We start from the raw sequence: 19236 nt of genomic DNA, 5'->3' as shown, positions 1-19236 counted from the left end.
CCGTCACGGCCCCGCCCCTGAACCGTTTTGGCGAACCATCCCGCCATCCCATATGCTTCTCACGTCCCCGACGCGCTGAGAAGCGCCCAGGCGGGCCGATAGCCCTCATCGTCTAGCGGCCTAGGACGCCGCCCTTTCAAGGCGGTAGCACGGGTTCGAATCCCGTTGGGGGCACGCACCACCCTGTGCGACACTGTCGTACGACACACGCTTGGTCCTGTGGAGCAGTTTGGAGTGCTCGCCACCCTGTCAAGGTGGAGGCCGCGGGTTCAAATCCCGTCAGGACCGCTGGTGTTTCACGTGAAACATCGCGGCTGGGTAGCTCAGTTGGTACGAGCGTCCGCCTGAAAAGCGGAAGGTCGCCGGTTCGACCCCGGCCCCAGCCACCGCAGACAAGGCCCCGATCTCTGATCGGGGCCTTGTCGTGTGCCCCGGCAAAATGGCTCGCCGCGTTTTTCCGCGGTCTGAGATCCTGGAGTCCGTATGTCTACGCACTCTGCCCCCGCCCTCGGCTCCCTCGCCTCCCGCCTCACCGAGCTGTCGCTGCGCGATGCGCACCGGCTGGGGCGGCGGCTCGAGGGTGCCCGCAAGATCCGTAAGCCGGAGGCCCGTGCCGCCGTACTCGGTGAGATCGAGGCGGAGGTCGCCGTGGCCGCGGAGCGGATGGCGGCGCGCCGGGCCAGGGTGCCGGAGGTGCGGTATCCCGAGCAGCTGCCCGTCAGCCAGAAGAAGGACGCCATCGCCGAGGCCATCCGCGATCACCAGGTGGTGATCGTGGCCGGTGAGACGGGTTCCGGCAAGACCACGCAGATCCCGAAGATCTGCATGGAGCTGGGCCGGGGCGTCCGCGGCATGATCGGGCACACCCAGCCCCGGCGGATCGCGGCCCGCACGGTGGCCGAACGGGTCGCCGAGGAGCTGGACACCCCGCTCGGCGAGGCCGTCGGCTGGAAGGTCCGCTTCACCGACCAGGTGGACCCGGACGCCACGTTCATCAAGCTGATGACGGACGGCATCCTCCTCGCGGAGATCCAGACCGACCGCGAGCTGCGCGCCTACGACACGATCATCATCGACGAGGCGCACGAGCGGTCCCTCAACATCGACTTCCTGCTCGGCTACCTGGCGCAGCTGCTGCCGAAGCGTCCCGACCTCAAGGTCGTCATCACCTCGGCGACCATCGACCCCGAGCGCTTCTCCCGCCACTTCGGCGACGCCCCGATCATCGAGGTCAGCGGGCGGACGTATCCGGTGGAGGTGCGGTACCGGCCGCTGCTGGAAGAGGACTCCGAGGACGCCGACCGGGACCAGATCACCGCGATCACGGACGCCGTCGAGGAGCTGATGGCGGAGGGCCCCGGCGACATCCTGGTGTTCCTCTCCGGTGAGCGGGAGATCCGGGACACGGCGGACGCGCTGAACAAGAAGCGGTACCGCTCGACCGAGGTGCTGCCGCTGTACGCCCGGCTGTCGCACGCCGAGCAGCACCGGGTGTTCCAGCAGCACAGCGGCCGCCGGATCGTGCTGGCGACGAACGTGGCCGAGACCTCCCTCACCGTCCCCGGCATCAAGTACGTCATCGACCCCGGCTTCGCCCGTATCTCGCGCTACAGCCACCGCACCAAGGTGCAGCGGCTGCCGATCGAACCCGTCTCGCAGGCCAGCGCCAACCAGCGCAAGGGCCGCTGCGGCCGTACCTCGGACGGCATCTGCATCCGGCTCTACAGCGAGGACGACTTCCTCTCCCGCCCCGAGTTCACGGACGCGGAGATCCTGCGGACCAACCTGGCCTCGGTCATCCTGCAGATGACGGCGGCCGGCCTCGGCGAGATCGAGAAGTTCCCCTTCATCGACCCGCCGGACCACCGCAACATCCGTGACGGCGTCCAGCTGCTCCAGGAGCTCGGCGCGCTCGACGCGGCGCAGAAGGACCCACGCAAGCGCCTCACCCAGACCGGGCGGAAGCTGGCACAGCTGCCGGTGGACCCGCGACTGGCGCGCATGGTGCTGGAGGCGGACAAGAACGGCTGCGTCCGCGAGGTCATGGTCATCGCGGCTGCCCTGTCGATCCAGGACCCGCGGGAGCGGCCCGCCGACAAACAGACACAGGCCGACCAGCAGCACGCCCGGTTCCGCGACGAGACCAGCGACTTCCTCGCCTTCCTCAACCTGTGGCGGTACATCCGCGAGCAGCAGAAGGAGCGCGGCTCGTCGTCGTTCCGCCGGATGTGCAAGCAGGAGTACCTGAACTTCCTGCGCATCCGCGAGTGGCAGGACATCTACGCCCAGCTGCGGACCGTCGCCAAGCAGATGGGCATCCACCTCAACGACCAGGACGCCCCCGCCGACCGCATCCATGTCTCCCTGCTGGCCGGTCTGCTCTCGCACATCGGCATGAAGGACGTGAAGGAGTCCAAGGACTCCGGGCAGGGCGGCGGCCGGCGCGAGGGCGGGCGCAACGAGTACCTCGGGGCGCGCAACGCCAAGTTCGCCGTCTTCCCGGGCTCCGCGCTGTTCAAGAAACCCCCGCGGTTCGTGATGTCGGCGGAGCTGGTGGAGACGTCCCGGCTGTGGGCGCGGGTCAACGCGAAGATCGAACCGGAGTGGGTCGAGCCGCTCGCCGAGCACCTGCTCAAGCGCACCTACAGCGAGCCGCACTGGGAGAAGGACCAGGCGGCCGTGATGGCGTACGAGAAGGTCACGCTGTACGGCGTGCCGATCGTGGCGCAGCGGAAGGTGAACTACGGGCGGATCGACCCGGAGGCATCCCGCGAGCTGTTCATCCGCAACGCCCTGGTCGAGGGCGACTGGCGCACGCACCACAAGTTCTTCGCGGACAACCGCAAGCTGCTGACCGAGGTCGAGGAGCTGGAGCACCGGGCGCGGCGCCGGGACATCCTGGTCGACGACGAGACGCTCTTCGACTTCTACGACCAGCGGATCCCCGACCATGTCGTCTCGGGGGCGCACTTCGACTCGTGGTGGAAGCACAAGCGGCGCGAGCAGCCGGACTTCCTCGACTTCGAGCGGGAGATGCTGATCCGTGAGTCGGCGGACGCGGTCACCAAGGCCGACTACCCCGACAGCTGGCGCCAGGGGCCGCTGAAGTTCCGTGTGACGTACCAGTTCGAGCCCGGGGCCGACGCGGACGGCGTGACCGTCCACATTCCGCTCCAGGTGCTGAACCAGGTCACGGACGAGGGCTTCGACTGGCAGATCCCGGGTCTGCGCGAAGAGGTCGTCACGGAGCTGATCCGCTCCCTGCCCAAGCCGATCCGCCGGAACTACGTGCCGGCGCCGAACTACGCGAAGGCGTTCCTGGAACGCGCGGTGCCGCTCCAGGAGCCGCTGACCGTCACCATGGCCCGCGAGCTGAAGCGGATGGTCGGCGTGCCGTTCGACGCGGAGGACTTCGACTGGTCCCGCGTCCCCGACCACTTGAAGGTGACGTTCCGGATCGTCGACGAGCGGCGCCGCACGCTCGCCGAGGACAAGAACCTGGAGGCGCTCAAGCTGAAGCTGCGGCCCAAGGCACGCAAGGCGCTGTCGCAGGCCGCCGCCGCCACGGCGCAGCGTCAGGGCGGGGAGTCGCTGGAGCGCAAGGGTCTGACGGACTGGACGATCGGATCGCTCACCCGGGTGTTCGAGACGCGCCGGGCCGGCCAGCCGGTGAAGGCGTACCCCGCGCTGGTGGACGACGGCGACTCGGTGTCGGTGCGGCTGTTCGACTCGGAGGCCGAGCAGGCGGAGGCGATGTGGAAGGGCACCCGGCGGCTGATCCTGCTGGGCATCCCGGTCAACCCCGCGAAGTTCGCGTCCGAAAAGCTGACCAATCCTCAGAAGCTCGCCCTGTCCGCCAATCCGCACGGCTCGGTGCAGGCGCTGTTCGACGACTGCGCCATGGCCGCGGCGGACAAGCTGATCGCGGACTTCGGCGGCCCGGTGTGGGACGAGGAGTCGTACCGGAAGCTGTTCGACAAGGTGCGTGCGGAGATCGTCGACACGACGGTCCGCGCGGTCGGGCAGGTGCAGCAGGTGCTGGCCGCCTGGCAGGCCTGTGAGCGGCGTCTGAAGGGCGTCCGCAGCCCCGCGCTGCTGGGGAACCTCCAGGACGTCCGCACGCAGCTGGACGGCCTGGTGAAGCCGGGCTTCGTGACCGAGGCGGGGCTGCGCCGGCTGCCCGACCTGATGCGGTACCTGGTGGCCGCGGACCGCCGGCTCCAGCAGATGCCGGCGAACGCGCAGCGGGACACCACGCGCATGGCGAAGGTCCACGAGATGCGGGACGAGTACGCCTGGCTCCTGGAGCAGATGCCGCAGGGGCGACCGGTACCGCAGCAGGTGCGGGACATCCGCTGGATGATCGAGGAGCTGCGGGTCAGCTACTTCGCCCACGCGCTGGGCACGGCGTACCCGGTGTCGGACAAGCGGATCGTGAAGGCGATCGACGCGGCGGCGCCGTGACGGCACCCGCACACAGGGTGAGTTCGACCAGGAGGCTCCTGCTCCTGTAGAGTCCTTCTCGCAGCGCAACGCAGGAAAGCGCCGCGAATCAAGGTCCTGTGGAGCAGTTTGGAGTGCTCGCCACCCTGTCAAGGTGGAGGCCGCGGGTTCAAATCCCGTCAGGACCGCAGTGAAGAAAGCCCCGCCCCGAGCAATCGGTGCGGGGCTTCTTCGTGCAACGCCCCCACCACCGGACCATCCTCCACCTTGCCAAGGTGGAGGCCGCGCCCGCGGCGCAGCCGCAGACCGACACAGCAAATCCCGTCAGGACCGCAGTGAAGGAAGCCCCGCCCCGAGCAATCGGCGCGGGGCTTCTTCGTGCAACGCCACAACGCCTCCACCACCGAAGGCCCGTCACCCGTAAGGGATGGCGGGCCTTCCGTATGTGTGGATGCGTGCCGGCGGCCGGGGCCGCCCGGTGGGCTCCGCGGCAGGCCGGGACCCACGCGCCGTCCGGCGCCCTCGTCGCGGGCCGCTGCGCCGTCTTGACGGCCTCGCGGTCCCTCGGTACTCCAGGAACAGGGCACGTGCCCGCGGGGGACCCGGAGGTGGCGCATGACGGCATCGGCCAGGCACGAGACACGGGCGCTGCTCCGGGCGCATCTCGCGGCCGCGTCGTCGTACCGGCATCTCACCCGTCACTGCCCGGTCTGCCACCGTCTCCAGCGTCTGGCGCTGGACTCCGCGCCGCTCGACGGCGACGAACCCGTCGAGCCGTCAGGACCCGCCGAAGGTCCGCAGGAACAAGCCGTCACCCCCGCGCGTTCCGTTTAGCGCATATGCCGTCGGCTCAACAACCCGACTGGTATGTGACGGGTGTCACGGCATGAGTTTTCACAGACGCGGAACTTACGCCTCACCTACAACAGGTCAATTTAATATGTGCAATTGCACTATCCCCGACGCTCCGCCCCGGCCCCTCCGGGCCGATCCCACAGGCGCCCTCAGACTCCGACAAGCCCGCGCACAGAAGGCCGTTGAGGCGGGCCGGACCCGCGCACGGACCCACCACCGGCGCACAAAAAAGATCGCGCCGGACTCGGCGGAGTCCGGCGCGATCGACGACGCACCCGGTGTTCAGTCGGCCGTGAGGCTCTGACTCGGCTGGGCGAGGGGGCTGTTGGGGCAGTCCCCGCGTCGCTTGGAGCTAGGTGCCGGGCGTCACGGCCGGTGGGGGACCAGCCGGTTCTGCCCGGTTCGTGCTGTTCAGGCCTCGCTGCGCTGCTGCGGAATGCCCGCGAGCAGTGCGCGGACCTCGGCCTCGCGGTAGCGGCGGTGCCCGCCGAGCGTGCGGATCGACGTGAGCTTGCCGGCCTTCGCCCAGCGCGTGACCGTCTTCGGGTCGACGCGGAACATGGTGGCAACCTCAGCGGGGGTCAGCAGCGGCTCGGCATCAGGGGTGCGAGCGGTCATGAGCGGCCTCCTCGGGAGAACCGAACCTTCTCGGTTCTTTCCTCTAAATTCTGCACCTTGACCCGCGTTGCCCGAAATGGCGGACGCGAGTCGAGTCGGTTATAGGACGAACGGCTTGTCCTCGGCACTACAACTACACCATCTGTCCAGCCACGTCGGCCAAACCGATGGAATTGCCCTCCCAGGTGTTCATCAGCCGCGGAAGCCGATGGACCATGCCATAGCGGACAGTCACGCCCCTGTGACGATCAGTCACAGCAACGTGCAGGAGTCACCGGACCCCCCAAAGCGTGCAATGCTGAGATTCCGCCCATAGTGGAGCACAGCAGGACGGAGGAGTCCTCCCCGGACCCCTTGTCCTATTTTGGCATGAGGAGGGGCAAGCGACGCAAGGGCCTTGTACGTGCGGTCCGTCACGCTTGACACGCTTGAGACTTACGCCCGGAACAGCCGCTACGTCCGATGTCGCATCCGGATTGACGCGACTTCAACCACCTCAGGGCGAAGACAAAACCCCAAGAAGAGCGTTTGGTCAAACGTCAGTTCGCCGAGCGCAGGTCACGGACCGCGCGCCAGCGCTCGACGAGGCGCCCGTACGCCTCCGCCGCGCCCCCTTCGTCGCCCCGCCGCAGCGCCGCGATGCCCTCGCCGACGTCGGCCGCCGAGTGGTCGTCCTCCAGGGCCCCGGCCGGCAGGGCGTGCACGAGTCCCGCGTAGTCCAGCTCGACCAGCGAGCGCGGATGGAACTCCTCCAGCCAGCGGCCGACGTCCACCAGGCCGTCGATCAGCAGGCTCTCGTCCACGGCGTCGCGCAGCGCGCGCAGGCCCCGCGCCACCCGGCGCCGCGCCTGCACCATGGGCGTGCGGTAGCGCAGCACCGGGACCTCCCCGGCGGACCCGTTGCCGTACTCGCGCTCCTCGTCGTCGAAGAGGACGAACCAGTTGATCGGCACCTGCCAGGTGGAGGTGCGGATCCACGGCCGCGCGTCGGGGTGCTCGGCCAGCCACCGCTCGTAGTCCCGGGTGGCCTCGAGCCGCACGACGGGGGGCAGCAGGGCGTCCAGGACCGGCAGCGGGTACTCCTCGGCGAGCTCGCCCAGCGCCTGCCAGCCGCGCAGCCGGGTGCGCCACGGACAGACGCGGATCTCGCCGTCCGACTCCAGCACGAAGGCGTCCTCGCTCTCGTGCACCGGGACCGGCGCCGGCGGGACCGCCGCCAGGTCGGCCAGCGACCTGCGCAGCTCCTCCTGGTAGGAGGGGAGGTCGTCGCGCCGGGCGTAGCGCTCCCAGTGGCCCCGCTCGGGCTGCCGGAAGGCGGCCAGCGGTTCGTACACGCGCAGGTAGGAGGCGTAGGGGACGATCACCGAGGACACCTTGGTCACGCTCTGCTCCCTCCCCCGCGGGCCGCTGCGAAAACCTGTCCGGCACGCCTCCGGACGGGTGGGAAACCCCGGCAAATCGTCCCACGCGGTACTCCGGACGGAGGTGATCCGGGACACAGTGCCGCCGTCGGGCGCGGAAGGATCTACTCTCGTGCCACAGCCCCCGCCACCCGTACGGGAGCCCGTCCCAACCGCCGCTACTTACTCAGGAGTCACCACAGTGACCGACGTATCTGACGGCGTCCTGCACACCCTGTTCCGTTCGGACCAGGGGGGCCACGAACAAGTCGTGCTCTGCCAGGACCGTGCCAGCGGCCTCAAGGCCGTCATCGCCATCCACTCCACCGCGCTGGGCCCCGCCCTGGGCGGTACGCGGTTCTACCCGTACGCCTCCGAGGAGGAGGCCGTCGCCGACGCGCTGAACCTGGCGCGCGGGATGTCGTACAAGAACGCCATGGCCGGTCTCGACCACGGCGGCGGCAAGGCCGTGATCCTCGGGGACCCGGAGCGGATCAAGACCGAGGAGCTGCTGCTGGCCTACGGCCGGTTCGTCGCCTCCCTCGGCGGCCGTTACGTCACCGCCTGCGACGTCGGCACCTATGTCGCCGACATGGACGTCGTGGCCCGGGAGTGCCGCTGGACCACCGGCCGCTCCCCCGAGAACGGCGGCGCGGGCGACTCGTCGGTGCTCACCTCCTACGGCGTCTACCAGGGCATGCGGGCCGCCGCCCAGCACCTGTGGGGCGACCCGTCGCTGCGGGACCGCAAGGTCGGCGTCGCGGGCGTGGGCAAGGTCGGGCACCACCTGGTGGAGCACCTGCGGGCCGAGGGCGCCGAGGTCGTGATCACCGATGTGCGTGAGGACGCCGTCCGCCGGATCCTCGACCGGCACCCCGAGGGCGTGTCGGCCGTGGCCGACACCGAGGCGCTGATCCGCACCGAGGGCCTGGACATCTACGCCCCGTGCGCGCTCGGCGGCGCACTGAACGACGACACCGTGCCGGTGCTGACCGCCAAGGTGGTCTGCGGCGCGGCCAACAACCAGCTCGCCCACCCGGGCGTGGAGAAGGACCTCGCCGACCGCGGGATCCTCTACGCGCCGGACTACGTGGTGAACGCCGGCGGCGTGATCCAGGTCGCGGACGAGCTGCACGGCTTCGACTTCGACCGGTGCAAGGCGAAGGCGTCGAAGATCTTCGACACCACGCTCGCCATATTCGCACGTGCGAAGGAGGACGGTATTCCGCCGGCCGCCGCGGCCGACCGGATCGCCGAGCAGCGGATGACGGAGGCGCGTCCGCTGCGCTGAGGTCCGTGCGGGGCACCCCCGATCGGGGCGTTTCGCACACATGAGCGGTACCCGCCGGAGGGCACTTGGAGAGAACTCTCACTTCTCCCGGCGGGTCGACCGTCGATAAGTGGTTAAAATCGCGGTTGACCAGCGAGGACAGGGCGCCTCGACGGTCCCGGGCGCGGGCACGTCATGCGGGCGACGTACCGTATGGGCGCGGGCTCAGGTACCGTGGAAGCCCTACGGACCGGTCTCTCCACGGAGAGCCCGTTCTGGACCATGAACGCGTGTCAAGACTCTGGGGCCGTCGAGCCCCGTCGTTGAGGGGGTCGAGCCATGGGGCGCGGCCGGGCCAAGGCCAAGCAGACGAAGGTCGCCCGCCAGCTGAAGTACAACAGCGGTGGGACTGACCTCTCACGCCTGGCCGAGGAGCTGGGCGCATCGACGTCGAATCAGTCACCGAACGGTGACCGTTTCGAGGACGATGAGCAAGACGACGACCTGTACGCAAAGTACGCCGACCTCTACGAGGACGACGAGGAGGACGAGGACGGCCCGTCCTCGCAACAGCGTCGCGGCGCTTGACCTTGCGTGGTGCATGAGCCCGGTCGGTGACCTCGGTCACCCACCGGGTTCAGTGCTGCCCGGACCGGCCCCGACGGCCGGTGTGCTGCCCGCCCGGTCGCCGTGCGGGCAGCTTCGCCGTGCTCAGCTCGCGTAGTCGCCGACAAGAGCGGCACCTGTGGTGTGGTCACCGCGCTCGGTGATCTCGCCGGCCACCCAGGCGTCCACGCCGCGGTCGGCCAGCGTGGTGAGCGCCACGTCGACGGACTCCTGCGGCACGATCGCGATCATGCCGACGCCCATGTTCAGCGTCTTCTCCAGCTCCAGCCGCTCGACCGCGCCGGTCCTGCCGACCAGGTCGAACACCGGGGCCGGCGTCCAGGTGGAGCGGTCCACCGTGGCGTGCAGCCCGTCCGGGATCACCCGGGCCAGGTTGGCCGCCAGTCCGCCGCCGGTGACGTGGCTGAACGCGTGCACCTCGGTGGTGTGGATCAGCGCCAGGCAGTCCAGCGAGTAGATCTTGGTGGGCTCCAGCAGCTCCTCGCCGAGGGTGCGGCCCAGCTCGTCGATCCGGACCTCCAGCGACAGACCCGCCCGCTCCAGCAGCACGTGCCGGACGAGCGAGTAGCCGTTGGAGTGAAGTCCGGAGGACGCCATGGCGATCACCGCGTCACCCGAACGGATGCGGTCCGCGCCGAGCAGCCGGTCGGCCTCCACCACGCCCGTACCGGCGCCGGCGACGTCGAAGTCGTCCGGACCCAGCAGACCCGGGTGCTCGGCCGTCTCGCCGCCCACCAGGGCGCATCCGGCCAGCACACAGCCCTCCGCGATGCCCTTCACGACGGCGGCGACACGCTCGGGGTGGACCTTGCCGACACAGATGTAGTCGGTCATGAACAGCGGCTCGGCGCCGCACACCACGATGTCGTCCATGACCATGGCGACCAGGTCGTGGCCGATGGTGTCGTAGACGCCCAGCTGCCGCGCGATGTCGACCTTGGTGCCGACGCCGTCCGTGGCGGAGGCGAGCAGGGGGCGCTCGTACTTCTTCAGGGCGGAGGCGTCGAAGAGGCCGGCGAATCCGCCGAGGCCGCCGAGGACCTCGGGGCGCCGCGTCTTCTTCACCCACTCCTTCATCAGCTCGACCGCGCGGTCGCCCGCTTCGATGTCGACGCCCGCCGCTGCGTAGCTGGCACCAGTGTTCTGGGACATGGCTGTGAGAGCTTTCGTGTCGTCCGTCAGGGCTTACGGGCGGCGGATCGCGTCGACCGCGGCCGGGGCGGCGGTGCCGGCGGCCAGCTCGGTCTCCAACAGCTGCTTGCCGAGGAGCTCGGGGTCGGGCAGCTCCATCGGGTACTCGCCGTCGAAGCAGGCGCGGCACAGGTTGGGCTTGGCGATGGTGGTCGCCTCGATCATGCCGTCGAGCGAGATGTACGCCAGGGAGTCGGCGCCGAGCGAGGTGCCGATCTCCTCGATGGTCATGCCGTTGGCGATCAGCTCGGCGCGGGTGGCGAAGTCGATGCCGAAGAAGCAGGGCCACTTCACGGGCGGCGAGGAGATCCGGATGTGGACCTCTGCGGCGCCCGCCTCACGGAGCATGCGGACCAGGGCCCGCTGGGTGTTGCCGCGCACGATCGAGTCGTCGACGACGACCAGGCGCTTGCCCTTGATGACTTCCTTGAGCGGGTTCAGCTTCAGGCGGATGCCGAGCTGCCGGATGGTCTGCGAGGGCTGGATGAACGTACGGCCGACGTACGCGTTCTTGACCAGGCCGGCGCCGAAGGGGATGCCGGAGGCCTCCGCGTAGCCGATGGCGGCGGGGGTGCCGGATTCCGGCGTCGGTATCACCAGGTCGGCCTCGACCGGGGCCTCCTGGGCGAGCCGGCGGCCCATCTCGACGCGCGAGAGGTAGACGTTCCGGCCGGCGATGTCGGTGTCGGGGCGGGCCAGGTACACGTACTCGAAGACGCATCCCTTGGGCTTCGCTTCCGCGAATCGGGACGTTCGCAGTCCGTTCTCGTCGATGGCGACGAATTCGCCCGGCTCGATCTCGCGGACGTAGCTCGCGCCGCAGATGTCGAGGGCGGCGGACTCGGAGGCGACCACCCAGCCGCGCTCCAGCCGGCCGAGGACCAGCGGGCGGATGCCCTGCGGGTCGCGGGCCGCGTAGAGGGTGTCCTCGTCCATGAAGACGAGGCTGAAGGCGCCCTTCACCTTGGGCAGGACGACGTGCGCGGCCTGCTCCACGGTCACCGGCTCGCCGTCGGCGGCGCGCTGGCCGGCCAGCAGGGCGGTGATCAGGTCGGTGTCGTTGGTCGCGGCCACCTTGGGCGCGCGGCCGTTCTCCTTGGGGAGCTCGGCGACCATCTCGGCGAGCTGGGCCGTGTTGACCAGGTTGCCGTTGTGGCCGAGCGCGATCGATCCGTGCGCGGTGGCGCGGAACGTCGGCTGGGCGTTCTCCCACACGGAGGCGCCGGTGGTCGAGTAGCGGGCGTGACCGACCGCGATGTGACCCTGGAGGGAGCCGAGGGAGGTCTCGTCGAAGACCTGGGACACCAGGCCCATGTCCTTGAAGACGAGGATCTGGGAGCCGTTGCTGACCGCGATTCCCGCGGATTCCTGGCCCCGATGCTGGAGGGCGTAGAGCCCGAAGTACGTGAGCTTGGCGACCTCTTCGCCCGGAGCCCAGACACCGAAGACGCCACAAGCGTCCTGGGGGCCTTTCTCGCCGGGGAGAAGGTCGTGGTTGAGTCGTCCGTCACCACGTGGCACGCCTCCGAGTGTAGGCGAGATCGACCACTGGTCCGAATGCGGGATGCGGCCCCGCGGGCGGGTCAGCGGGCCGCGACGGCCCGTACCTCGGTTCCGTTTGCGCTGGTCAGCGTGAGGGTGTCGCCGTCGACCGCGTAACGGGCGGTGCCGTTGAAGAGCTTCGTCAGGGCCTTCTCGGCGTCCATGAGTGAGTCTTCGCACATCATTCGGGTCAGGGAGGGGACGCCGAGGGTGATATGGCCGTCGCGCACGGTGGCCTCGGCGTTCACCTGGTTGCAGCCCAGATTCCCGGCGACCGCGCCGCGCTCCTTGTCGAAGGTGAGGTGGGCGCGGCCGGCGCCGTCGGGGGTGGTGACGTTCCAGCGGGTCCCGTACAGCGGACTGTCCTCGGCCTCGGTGAGACGCACGGTGTCGCCGGAGGCGGAGGTCAGCGTGAGGCGGCCGCCGGTGACGTCGGCCTTCAGCTCTCCGGCGGCCAGGGCGCGGGCGACCGCCTTCTCGCCCGCCATGACCCGCTCGTCGCAGGCCCGCAGGGTGGTCTCCGGGTCGGTGAGGCGGACGCGGTCGCCGTCGGTGCGGAGCCGGGCCTCGAAGAGGTTGCAGCCGTAACTGCCGGTGGCCCGGCCGTCCTCGCCGAGGGTGAGGTGGGCGCCGCCCGGGGCACGGTGGGTGGCGCCGTCGACGGTGACGCTGTCGACGGTCCAGCGGACGCCGGTGACCGGCCGCTCCGCCTCGGCGGCTCCGCTGCCGGCGCCCGCCTTCTCGCTGCCGCAGGCCGCGGCGAGCGGGACGACGAGCACGGCGACGGCCGTCAGGGTCCTGCGCGCGGTGTGCTTCTGTCGGTCCATGCCGGTTCGACGGAGGGCCGGAGCGGGCGGTTCCCCCCGGTTCGGCACCCGCGTCTCAGCCGAGCAGCGGCAGGTACGGCCCGAGGTCGGCGCGCTCACCGCTCGCGCTGACCTGGGCGGAGGCGACGGCGTCCGCCCAGGGGAGCCGCCCGGCGGCCAGCCGGATCCAGGTGAGCGGGTCGGTCTCGACCACGTTCGGCGGGGTGCCGCGGGTGTGCCGGGGCCCCTCGACGCACTGCACCACCGCGAACGGCGGGACGCGCACCTCCGTGGACCCGCCGGGCGCCTTCGCGGCGAGCGCGTCGGCCAGCAGCCGCACGCAGGTGGCGAGCGCCTGCCGGTCGTACGGGACGTCCAGGCCGGGGACGGCGGCGTTCAGGTCGTCGGTGTGGACGACGAGCTCCACGGCGCGGGTGACGACGTAGTCGGTGAGGGGCAGGGCGCCCGCGCTGGTCGGAAGCAGTCTGCCGCTCGGGTGGGCGTCGAGGCGGGCGGTGAAGCGCTGCCCGGCGTCCGCCAGGTAGGCGTCCAGGTCGGGGTGGCCGGCGGCGAGCCGGTGCGCGGTGCCGGCGATGGCGGACGCGTCGGCGGCGATCGCGGCGGGCCAGTCGGTCAGCCGGGCGTCCTGCCGGACGGGCTCCGGCTCGTCCAGCAACCGGTCGACGGCCAGCAGCGCGACACCGATGTGCGCGACCAGCTCCCGCACGCTCCAGTCACCGAGCCGGGTCGGCGCGGCGAGCTGCTCGGGGGTGAGGTCGGCCACGGCGGTGCGCACGTTCTCGAACTGCGCCAGGACGGCGGCACGGGTCTTGGCGGGGTCGTAGGAGCGGGGGCGCTTCTTGGCCGGTGGCATGACGGAAGCCTAAGCGCGGGCGCCGACAGGCCGGGCCGGGATCTCGAACACCTCCGGACCCGACCCGGCGTCCGGACGCCACGACGAAGCCCCCGCCGGAAGGGGCGGGGGCTTCGTGCGAACGGTGTGCTGCGGCTCAGGCCAGCAGCGCCGGGATCGTCCCCTCGTGCGCCTCGCGCAGGTCGGTCAGGGGCAGCGCGAACTCGCCCTGGACCTCGACCGTGTCGCCGTCGACGACGCCGATGCGGGTGGCCGGCAGGCCGCGCGCGCCGCACATGTCGTTGAAGCGGACCTCCTCCGAGCGCGGCACCGCGACGATCGCGCGGCCGGCCGACTCGGAGAACAGGAACGTGAAGGCGTCGAGCCCGTCGGGCACGACCAGACGCGCGCCCTTGCCGCCCAGCAGCGCCGACTCGACGACCGCCTGGATCAGACCGCCGTCCGACAGGTCGTGCGCGGAGTCGATCATGCCGTCGCGGGAGGCGGAGATCAGGATCTCGCCGAGCAGCCGCTCCCGCTCCAGGTCGACCTTCGGGGGCAGGCCGCCGAGGTGGTCGTGGATCACCTGGGACCAGGCCGAGCCGCCGAACTCCTCGCGGGTGTCGCCGAGGAGGTACAGCAGCTGGCCCTCCTCCTGGAAGGCGACCGGGGTGCGGCGGGCCACGTCGTCGATGACGCCGAGGACGGCGACCACCGGGGTCGGGTGGATGGCCGCCTCGCCCGTCTGGTTGTAGAGCGAGACGTTGCCGCCGGTCACCGGCGTGCCGAGCTGCTTGCAGCCGTCCGCGAGACCGCGTACGGCCTCCGCGAACTGCCACATCACCGCCGGGTCCTCGGGCGAGCCGAAGTTCAGGCAGTCGGAGACCGCGAGCGGCTTCGCGCCGGTCGTGGCGACGTTGCGGTAGGCCTCCGCGAGGGCGAGCTGGGCGCCGGTGTACGGGTCGAGCTTGGCGTAGCGGCCGTTGCCGTCGGTGGCGATCGCGACGCCGAGGCCGGACGCCTCGTCGATGCGGATCATGCCGGAGTCCTCGGGCTGGGCGAGGACGGTGTTGCCCTGCACGAAGTGGTCGTACTGCTGGGTGATCCACTGCTTGGACGCCTGGTTGGGCGAGGCGACCAGCTTCAGGACCTGGTCCTTCAGCTCCTCTGACGTCTGCGGACGCGGCAGCTTGTTCGCGTCGTCCGCCTGGAGCTCGTCCTGCCAGGACGGGCGGGCGTACGGGCGCTCGTAGGTCGGACCCTCGTGCGCGACCGTGCGCGGGTCGACGTCGACGATCTTCTCGCCGTGCCAGAAGATCTCCAGACGGTCGCCGTCGGTCACCTCGCCGATGACGGTGGCGATGACGTCCCACTTGTCGCAGATCTCGAGGAAGCGGTCGACCTTCTCCGGCTCCACGACCGCGCACATGCGCTCCTGCGACTCGCTCATGAGGATCTCCTCGGGCGAGAGCGTGGAGTCGCGCAGCGGGACGTCGTCGAGGGTGACGCGCATGCCGCCGGAGCCGTTCGACGCCAGCTCGCTGGTCGCGCAGGACAGGCCCGCCGCGCCCAGGTCCTGGATGCCGACGACGAGCTTCTCCTGGAACGCCTCCAGGGTGCACTCGATGAGCAGCTTCTCCTGGAAGGGGTCGCCGACCTGCACCGCGGGGCGCTTCGAGGGCTTGGCGTCGTCGAAGGTCTCGGAGGCCAGGATCGACGCGCCGCCGATGCCGTCGCCGCCGGTGCGGGCCCCGTACAGGATGACCTTGTTGCCGGCGCCGGACGCCTTGGCGAGGTGGATGTCCTCGTGCCGCATGACGCCGATGGCGCCGGCGTTGACCAGCGGGTTGCCCTGGTAGCAGGCGTCGAAGACGACCTCGCCGCCGATGTTGGGCAGGCCCAGGCAGTTGCCGTAGCCGCCGATGCCGGCGACGACGCCCGGGAGGACGCGCTTGGTGTCGGGGTGGTCGGCCGCGCCGAAGCGCAGCGGGTCCACCACGGCGACCGGGCGCGCGCCCATCGCGATGATGTCGCGGACGATGCCGCCCACGCCCGTGGCCGCGCCCTGGTAGGGCTCGACGTAGGAGGGGTGGTTGTGCGACTCGACCTTGAAGGTGACCGCGTAGCCCTGGCCGACGTCGACGACGCCGGCGTTCTCGCCGATGCCGACGAGGAGGGCGTCGGACTCGGGGGCCTTCTCGCCGAACTGGCGCAGGTGGACCTTGCTGCTCTTGTACGAGCAGTGCTCGGACCACATGACGGAGTACATCGCGAGCTCGGCGCCGGTCGGGCGGCGGCCGAGGATCTCCACCACCCGCTCGTACTCGTCCTTCTTCAGGCCCAGCTCGGCCCAGGGCAGCTCGACGTCGGGGGTCGCGGCCGCGTGCTCGACCGTGTCCAGAGGCGTCCGGCTCATGCGTTGACCAGCTTCTTGAGGATCGAGGTGAAGAACGGCAGGCCGTCGGTACGGCCCGTACCGATCAGCGGCTCGACGGCGTGCTCGGGGTGCGGCATCAGGCCGACGACGTTGCCCGCCGCGTTGGTGATGCCGGCGATGTCGTTGAGCGAGCCGTTCGGATTGAAGTCCATGTAGCGGAACGCGACGCGGCCCTCGGCCTCCAGCTCGTCCAGCGTCCGCCGGTCGGCGACGTAGCGGCCGTCCATGTTCTTCAGCGGGATGTGGATCTCCTGGCCGGCCGTGTAGTCGGTGGTCCAGGCGGTGTCCGCGTTCTCCACCCGCAGCTTCTGGTCGCGGCAGATGAAGTGCAGGTGGTCGTTGCCCAGCATGCCGCCGGGGAGCAGGTGCGCCTCGGTGAGGATCTGGAAGCCGTTGCAGATGCCGAGGACGGGAAGGCCCGCCTTGGCCTGGTCGATGACGGTGTCCATCACCGGCGAGAAGCGCGCGATGGCGCCGGCGCGCAGATAGTCGCCGTAGGAGAAACCGCCGCAGAGCACCACGGCGTCGACCTGCTTGAGGTCCTTGTCCTTGTGCCAGAGGGCGACGGGTTCGGCACCGGCGACGCGGATCGCGCGCTGGGTGTCCCGGTCGTCGAGGCTGCCCGGGAAAGTGACGACGCCAATACGAGCGGTCACTTCGCCGCCTCCGCGACTTCCTCGACCCGGACGGTGAAGTCCTCGATCACGGTGTTGGCGAGGAAGGATTCCGCAAGATCGTGGATACGGGCGAGCGCGGTCTCGTCGACCGGCCCGTCAACTTCCAGTTCGAATCGCTTTCCCTGGCGGACGTCCGAGATCCCCTCGAAACCCAGTCGCGGCAGTGCGCGCTGCACCGCCTGGCCCTGGGGGTCGAGGATCTCCGGCTTGAGCATGACGTCGACTACGACGCGTGCCACTGGCACTCCCGGTGTGTGGTGCTGAGCAGGTCCCTTCAGACTACCCGCACAAAATTTCTACGCGAGTAGAGTTGTAGGAAACTACGTGAGCGCCGTCACGATTCGGCATCGCGGGGAGACCTGCGGGAAAAGATCCGGGAAAGATCGGCGTTCTTCCGCACATCGCTATTGCGCCCGGACACGCGGGGAGATTTAGTCGGGCTTCCCATTGCATTGCCGGGCACTGTACAAATGAATTGTCATTAGCAGATACTTTGCCCGATTACAGGCGGACAGCCGACATCTCGGCGACGTACCGGCACGTCATCACGGCGGCCGGACGGAAGAGGTGTCGCACGAAGGGACCGATATTCGTGGCGCAGAAGGTCGTGGTCACTCTCTTCGACGACATCGACGGTTCGGAAGCGGCGGAAACGATCGCCTTCGGGATCGACGGCACGTCGTACGAGATCGACCTGAACGAAACCAATGCCAGGAAACTGCGCGAGGCGCTCGAGCCCTACGTGGACGCCGGCCGCAAGCGCGCCCGCTCCGGCAAGGCCTACCGGCAGACCGAGGTCGCCCCGGACCCGGCGGCCGTGCGCGCCTGGGCGCAGGCGAACCGGATGGACGTCCCGGCCCGCGGCCGCATCCCCAAGAAGGTCTACGAGGCGTTCGCCGCGGCCCGCTGAACCGCCCCCGACTCGGCGTCCGGCGCGGCACCCGGCACCTGCCCGAGCACCCGGAACCGCACCCGCGTGCGGGGCCGGCCCCGGCCGGGTGACCCCCGCCGACGGCCGGTCACCGGGCGCTATCGGCAACCGACTTGCGCAGCCCCCCTGCTGATCAGCTAAAGTCTGGAGCACGCCGAGGGGCGAGGCCGAAAGGCCCGGCCCGAGGACATGCGGGTGTAGTTCAGTAGTAGAACATCCCCCTTCCAGGGGGAAGGCGCAGTGTGCAATTCCTGTCACCCGCTCTGCACCGACTTACCGACCACGCTTGTGGATCAGGTAAGCTGGTGCCCGCGCCGATCGGTGAGAGCCGGTCGGAGGCAATGCGGACGTAGCTCAGTTGGTAGAGCGCAACCTTGCCAAGGTTGAGGTCGCGAGTTCGAGCCTCGTCGTCCGCTCGGGAACAAGACCCCGGTCCATCGGACCGGGGTCTTTTCGTGTGCTCGGCTCGTGTTCCCGGCGCGTGTGCCCACCTCACGGCGCCTTCTCCGCGCGGCCGTCTGACATTTGTCATGTCCAGTGATGACACGGCGCACTGCCCCGCCCTCCCGCCGGACGCGATGCTCGAGGCATGGAAACGAACGGACTTGAGCACGTGATCGAGGTCACAGGGCTGCGGCGCGTCTACGGGGGCGGGTTCGAAGCGGTACGCGGGATCGACTTCTCCGTGCGGCGCGGGGAGATCTTCGCCCTGCTGGGCACCAACGGCGCCGGCAAGACCTCCACCGTCGAACTGCTCGAAGGGCTGGCCGCACCGGCCGGCGGACGCGTACGGGTGCTGGGCCACGACCCCTACACCGAGCGCGCCGCCGTACGGCACCGCACCGGTGTGATGCTCCAGGAAGGGGGCTTCCCCTCCGAGCTGACCGTCGCCGAGACCGCCCGCATGTGGGCGGGCTGCGTGTCCGGCGCCCGCCCCGAGCGGGAGGTGCTGACGCTGGTGGGCCTCGAATCGCGGAGCGACGTCCGGGTCAAGCAGCTGTCCGGCGGCCAGCGCCGCCGCCTGGACCTGGCGCTCGCGCTGCTCGGCGACCCCGAGGTGCTGTTCCTCGACGAGCCGACCACCGGACTCGACGCCGAAGGCCGCCACGCCACCTGGGAGTTGGTGAGCGCCCTGCGCGACGCCGGCACCACCGTGCTGCTCACCACGCACTACCTGGAGGAGGCCGAGAACCTCGCCGACCGGCTCGCGATCATGCACGAGGGCCGGATCGCCGTCACCGGCACCCCGGCCGAGGTCACCGCGACCGAACCGTCCCGGATCACCTTCGACCTGCCCGACGGCTACCACCTGGGCGACCTCCCGCCGCTCGGCCCGATGGGCGTGAGCGACCACACCGTGGACGGCCGCACCGTCCGGCTGCGCACCCGCGACCTCCAGCACTCGGCCACCGAGCTGCTGGTGTGGGCGCGCGGCGCCGGCGTGGAGCTGCGCCGGCTCGACGTGCGCTCGGCCTCCCTGGAGGAGGCGTTCCTCACCATCGCCAAGGACGCCTCGGCCACCGCGCCGACCGGCGCGACCACCCAGGAGTACGCGGCATGAGCACCCCCACGACCACCCCCACGAC

At 70.2% G+C, this 19236-nt stretch carries 15 protein-coding genes and 6 tRNA genes; 12 read left to right on the top strand and 9 right to left on the bottom strand.

Annotated elements, in window-relative coordinates:
• Positions 1-101 precede the first annotated feature (101 nt).
• The 6 genes from CCN29_RS19385 to CCN29_RS19360 all read left to right on the top strand — a co-directional run bounded on the left by CCN29_RS19385 (position 102) and on the right by CCN29_RS19360 (position 5277).
• A tRNA-Glu gene (locus CCN29_RS19385) sits at positions 102-174 on the top strand.
• Positions 175-213: 39 nt separating this feature from the next.
• Positions 214-288: transfer RNA gene (locus tag CCN29_RS19380), tRNA-Asp, on the top strand.
• Between the two features lie 24 nt (positions 289-312).
• Positions 313-386 (top strand) — tRNA-Phe (locus tag CCN29_RS19375).
• Between the two features lie 97 nt (positions 387-483).
• Positions 484-4464, top strand: coding sequence for an ATP-dependent RNA helicase HrpA (gene hrpA / locus CCN29_RS19370; RefSeq protein ID WP_086683368.1), 3981 nt, complete (start codon positions 484-486; stop codon positions 4462-4464).
• Positions 4465-4556: 92 nt separating this feature from the next.
• A tRNA-Asp gene (locus CCN29_RS19365) sits at positions 4557-4631 on the top strand.
• A gap of 427 nt (positions 4632-5058) precedes the next feature.
• On the top strand, positions 5059-5277 hold the full coding sequence (locus tag CCN29_RS19360) for a DUF6274 family protein (RefSeq protein ID WP_006133343.1): 219 nt from the start codon (positions 5059-5061) through the stop codon (positions 5275-5277).
• 432 nt (positions 5278-5709) lie between these two features.
• Here the strand turns inward: CCN29_RS19360 and bldC are convergent, their stop codons facing one another.
• Positions 5710-5916, bottom strand: a complete 207-nt coding sequence (gene bldC / locus CCN29_RS19355) for a developmental transcriptional regulator BldC (protein ID WP_003949541.1) — start codon at positions 5914-5916, stop codon at positions 5710-5712.
• Between the two features lie 539 nt (positions 5917-6455).
• The gene (locus CCN29_RS19350) at positions 6456-7298 is read right to left on the bottom strand and encodes a DUF8083 family protein (RefSeq protein ID WP_086683365.1); all 843 of its coding nucleotides are present in this window, start codon (positions 7296-7298) and stop codon (positions 6456-6458) included.
• A gap of 220 nt (positions 7299-7518) precedes the next feature.
• Between CCN29_RS19350 and CCN29_RS19345 the strand changes: the two genes are divergently transcribed.
• Complete coding sequence (locus tag CCN29_RS19345; RefSeq protein WP_086683362.1) at positions 7519-8607, top strand: Leu/Phe/Val dehydrogenase; 1089 nt, start codon at positions 7519-7521, stop codon at positions 8605-8607.
• A 318-nt stretch (positions 8608-8925) separates the two neighbouring features.
• The gene (locus tag CCN29_RS19340) at positions 8926-9174 is read left to right on the top strand and encodes a DUF3073 domain-containing protein (RefSeq protein ID WP_006133346.1); all 249 of its coding nucleotides are present in this window, start codon (positions 8926-8928) and stop codon (positions 9172-9174) included.
• A gap of 123 nt (positions 9175-9297) precedes the next feature.
• On the opposite strand, the gene purM is transcribed toward CCN29_RS19340, so the two are convergent.
• The 7 genes from purM to purS all read right to left on the bottom strand — a co-directional run bounded on the left by purM (position 9298) and on the right by purS (position 16958).
• Positions 9298-10365, bottom strand: a complete 1068-nt coding sequence (purM, locus tag CCN29_RS19335) for a phosphoribosylformylglycinamidine cyclo-ligase (RefSeq protein ID WP_086683360.1) — start codon at positions 10363-10365, stop codon at positions 9298-9300.
• Between the two features lie 33 nt (positions 10366-10398).
• Positions 10399-11925, bottom strand: a complete 1527-nt coding sequence (purF, locus tag CCN29_RS19330) for an amidophosphoribosyltransferase (protein WP_086683357.1) — start codon at positions 11923-11925, stop codon at positions 10399-10401.
• A gap of 62 nt (positions 11926-11987) precedes the next feature.
• Entirely contained in the window at positions 11988-12773 is a 786-nt protein-coding gene (locus tag CCN29_RS19325; protein ID WP_006133349.1) for an META domain-containing protein, read from the bottom strand.
• 55 nt (positions 12774-12828) lie between these two features.
• The gene (locus CCN29_RS19320) at positions 12829-13626 is read right to left on the bottom strand and encodes a maleylpyruvate isomerase family mycothiol-dependent enzyme (protein WP_086683354.1); all 798 of its coding nucleotides are present in this window, start codon (positions 13624-13626) and stop codon (positions 12829-12831) included.
• A 136-nt stretch (positions 13627-13762) separates the two neighbouring features.
• On the bottom strand, positions 13763-16021 hold the full coding sequence (purL, locus tag CCN29_RS19315) for a phosphoribosylformylglycinamidine synthase subunit PurL (protein ID WP_086683351.1): 2259 nt from the start codon (positions 16019-16021) through the stop codon (positions 13763-13765).
• On the bottom strand, positions 16018-16698 hold the full coding sequence (gene purQ, locus CCN29_RS19310) for a phosphoribosylformylglycinamidine synthase subunit PurQ (RefSeq protein WP_006133352.1): 681 nt from the start codon (positions 16696-16698) through the stop codon (positions 16018-16020). Before purQ ends, purL begins: the two co-directional genes overlap by 4 nt.
• Complete coding sequence (gene purS / locus CCN29_RS19305) at positions 16695-16958, bottom strand: phosphoribosylformylglycinamidine synthase subunit PurS (RefSeq protein WP_031065570.1); 264 nt, start codon at positions 16956-16958, stop codon at positions 16695-16697. Before purS ends, purQ begins: the two co-directional genes overlap by 4 nt.
• Positions 16959-17311: 353 nt before the next feature.
• On the opposite strand from purS, the gene CCN29_RS19300 reads away from it, so the two are divergent.
• From CCN29_RS19300 to CCN29_RS19285, 4 genes are all read left to right on the top strand, one after another.
• Positions 17312-17629 (top strand): histone-like nucleoid-structuring protein Lsr2, encoded by a 318-nt coding sequence (locus CCN29_RS19300; protein WP_006133354.1) that lies wholly within the window; start codon positions 17312-17314, stop codon positions 17627-17629.
• 212 nt (positions 17630-17841) lie between these two features.
• A tRNA-Gly gene (locus CCN29_RS19295) sits at positions 17842-17913 on the top strand.
• Between the two features lie 80 nt (positions 17914-17993).
• Positions 17994-18066: transfer RNA gene (locus tag CCN29_RS19290), tRNA-Gly, on the top strand.
• A 173-nt stretch (positions 18067-18239) separates the two neighbouring features.
• Positions 18240-19211 carry an ABC transporter ATP-binding protein gene (locus tag CCN29_RS19285; RefSeq protein ID WP_031018330.1) on the top strand — a complete coding sequence of 324 codons (972 nt, stop codon included), beginning with the start codon at positions 18240-18242 and terminating at the stop codon, positions 19209-19211.
• Positions 19212-19236 lie beyond the last annotated feature (25 nt).

Origin of the sequence: Streptomyces pseudogriseolus (genome assembly GCA_002154585.1) — a bacterium.
GTDB lineage: Bacteria > Actinomycetota > Actinomycetes > Streptomycetales > Streptomycetaceae > Streptomyces > Streptomyces pseudogriseolus.
This window is presented reverse-complemented; position numbering and strand designations above follow the sequence as displayed.

Excerpts from the sequence above, each read along its gene's own strand:
- bldC (WP_003949541.1), bottom strand. The coding sequence starts at position 5,916 with ATGACCGCTCGCACCCCTGATGCCGAGCCGCTGCTGACCCCCGCTGAG.
- hrpA (WP_086683368.1), top strand. The coding sequence starts at position 484 with ATGTCTACGCACTCTGCCCCCGCCCTCGGCTCCCTCGCCTCCCGCCTC.
- CCN29_RS19325 (WP_006133349.1), bottom strand. The coding sequence starts at position 12,773 with ATGGACCGACAGAAGCACACCGCGCGCAGGACCCTGACGGCCGTCGCC.
- purL (WP_086683351.1), bottom strand. The coding sequence starts at position 16,021 with ATGAGCCGGACGCCTCTGGACACGGTCGAGCACGCGGCCGCGACCCCC.
- CCN29_RS19360 (WP_006133343.1), top strand. The coding sequence starts at position 5,059 with ATGACGGCATCGGCCAGGCACGAGACACGGGCGCTGCTCCGGGCGCAT.
- CCN29_RS19340 (WP_006133346.1), top strand. The coding sequence starts at position 8,926 with ATGGGGCGCGGCCGGGCCAAGGCCAAGCAGACGAAGGTCGCCCGCCAG.
- CCN29_RS19320 (WP_086683354.1), bottom strand. The coding sequence starts at position 13,626 with ATGCCACCGGCCAAGAAGCGCCCCCGCTCCTACGACCCCGCCAAGACC.
- CCN29_RS19285 (WP_031018330.1), top strand. The coding sequence starts at position 18,240 with ATGGAAACGAACGGACTTGAGCACGTGATCGAGGTCACAGGGCTGCGG.
- purM (WP_086683360.1), bottom strand. The coding sequence starts at position 10,365 with ATGTCCCAGAACACTGGTGCCAGCTACGCAGCGGCGGGCGTCGACATC.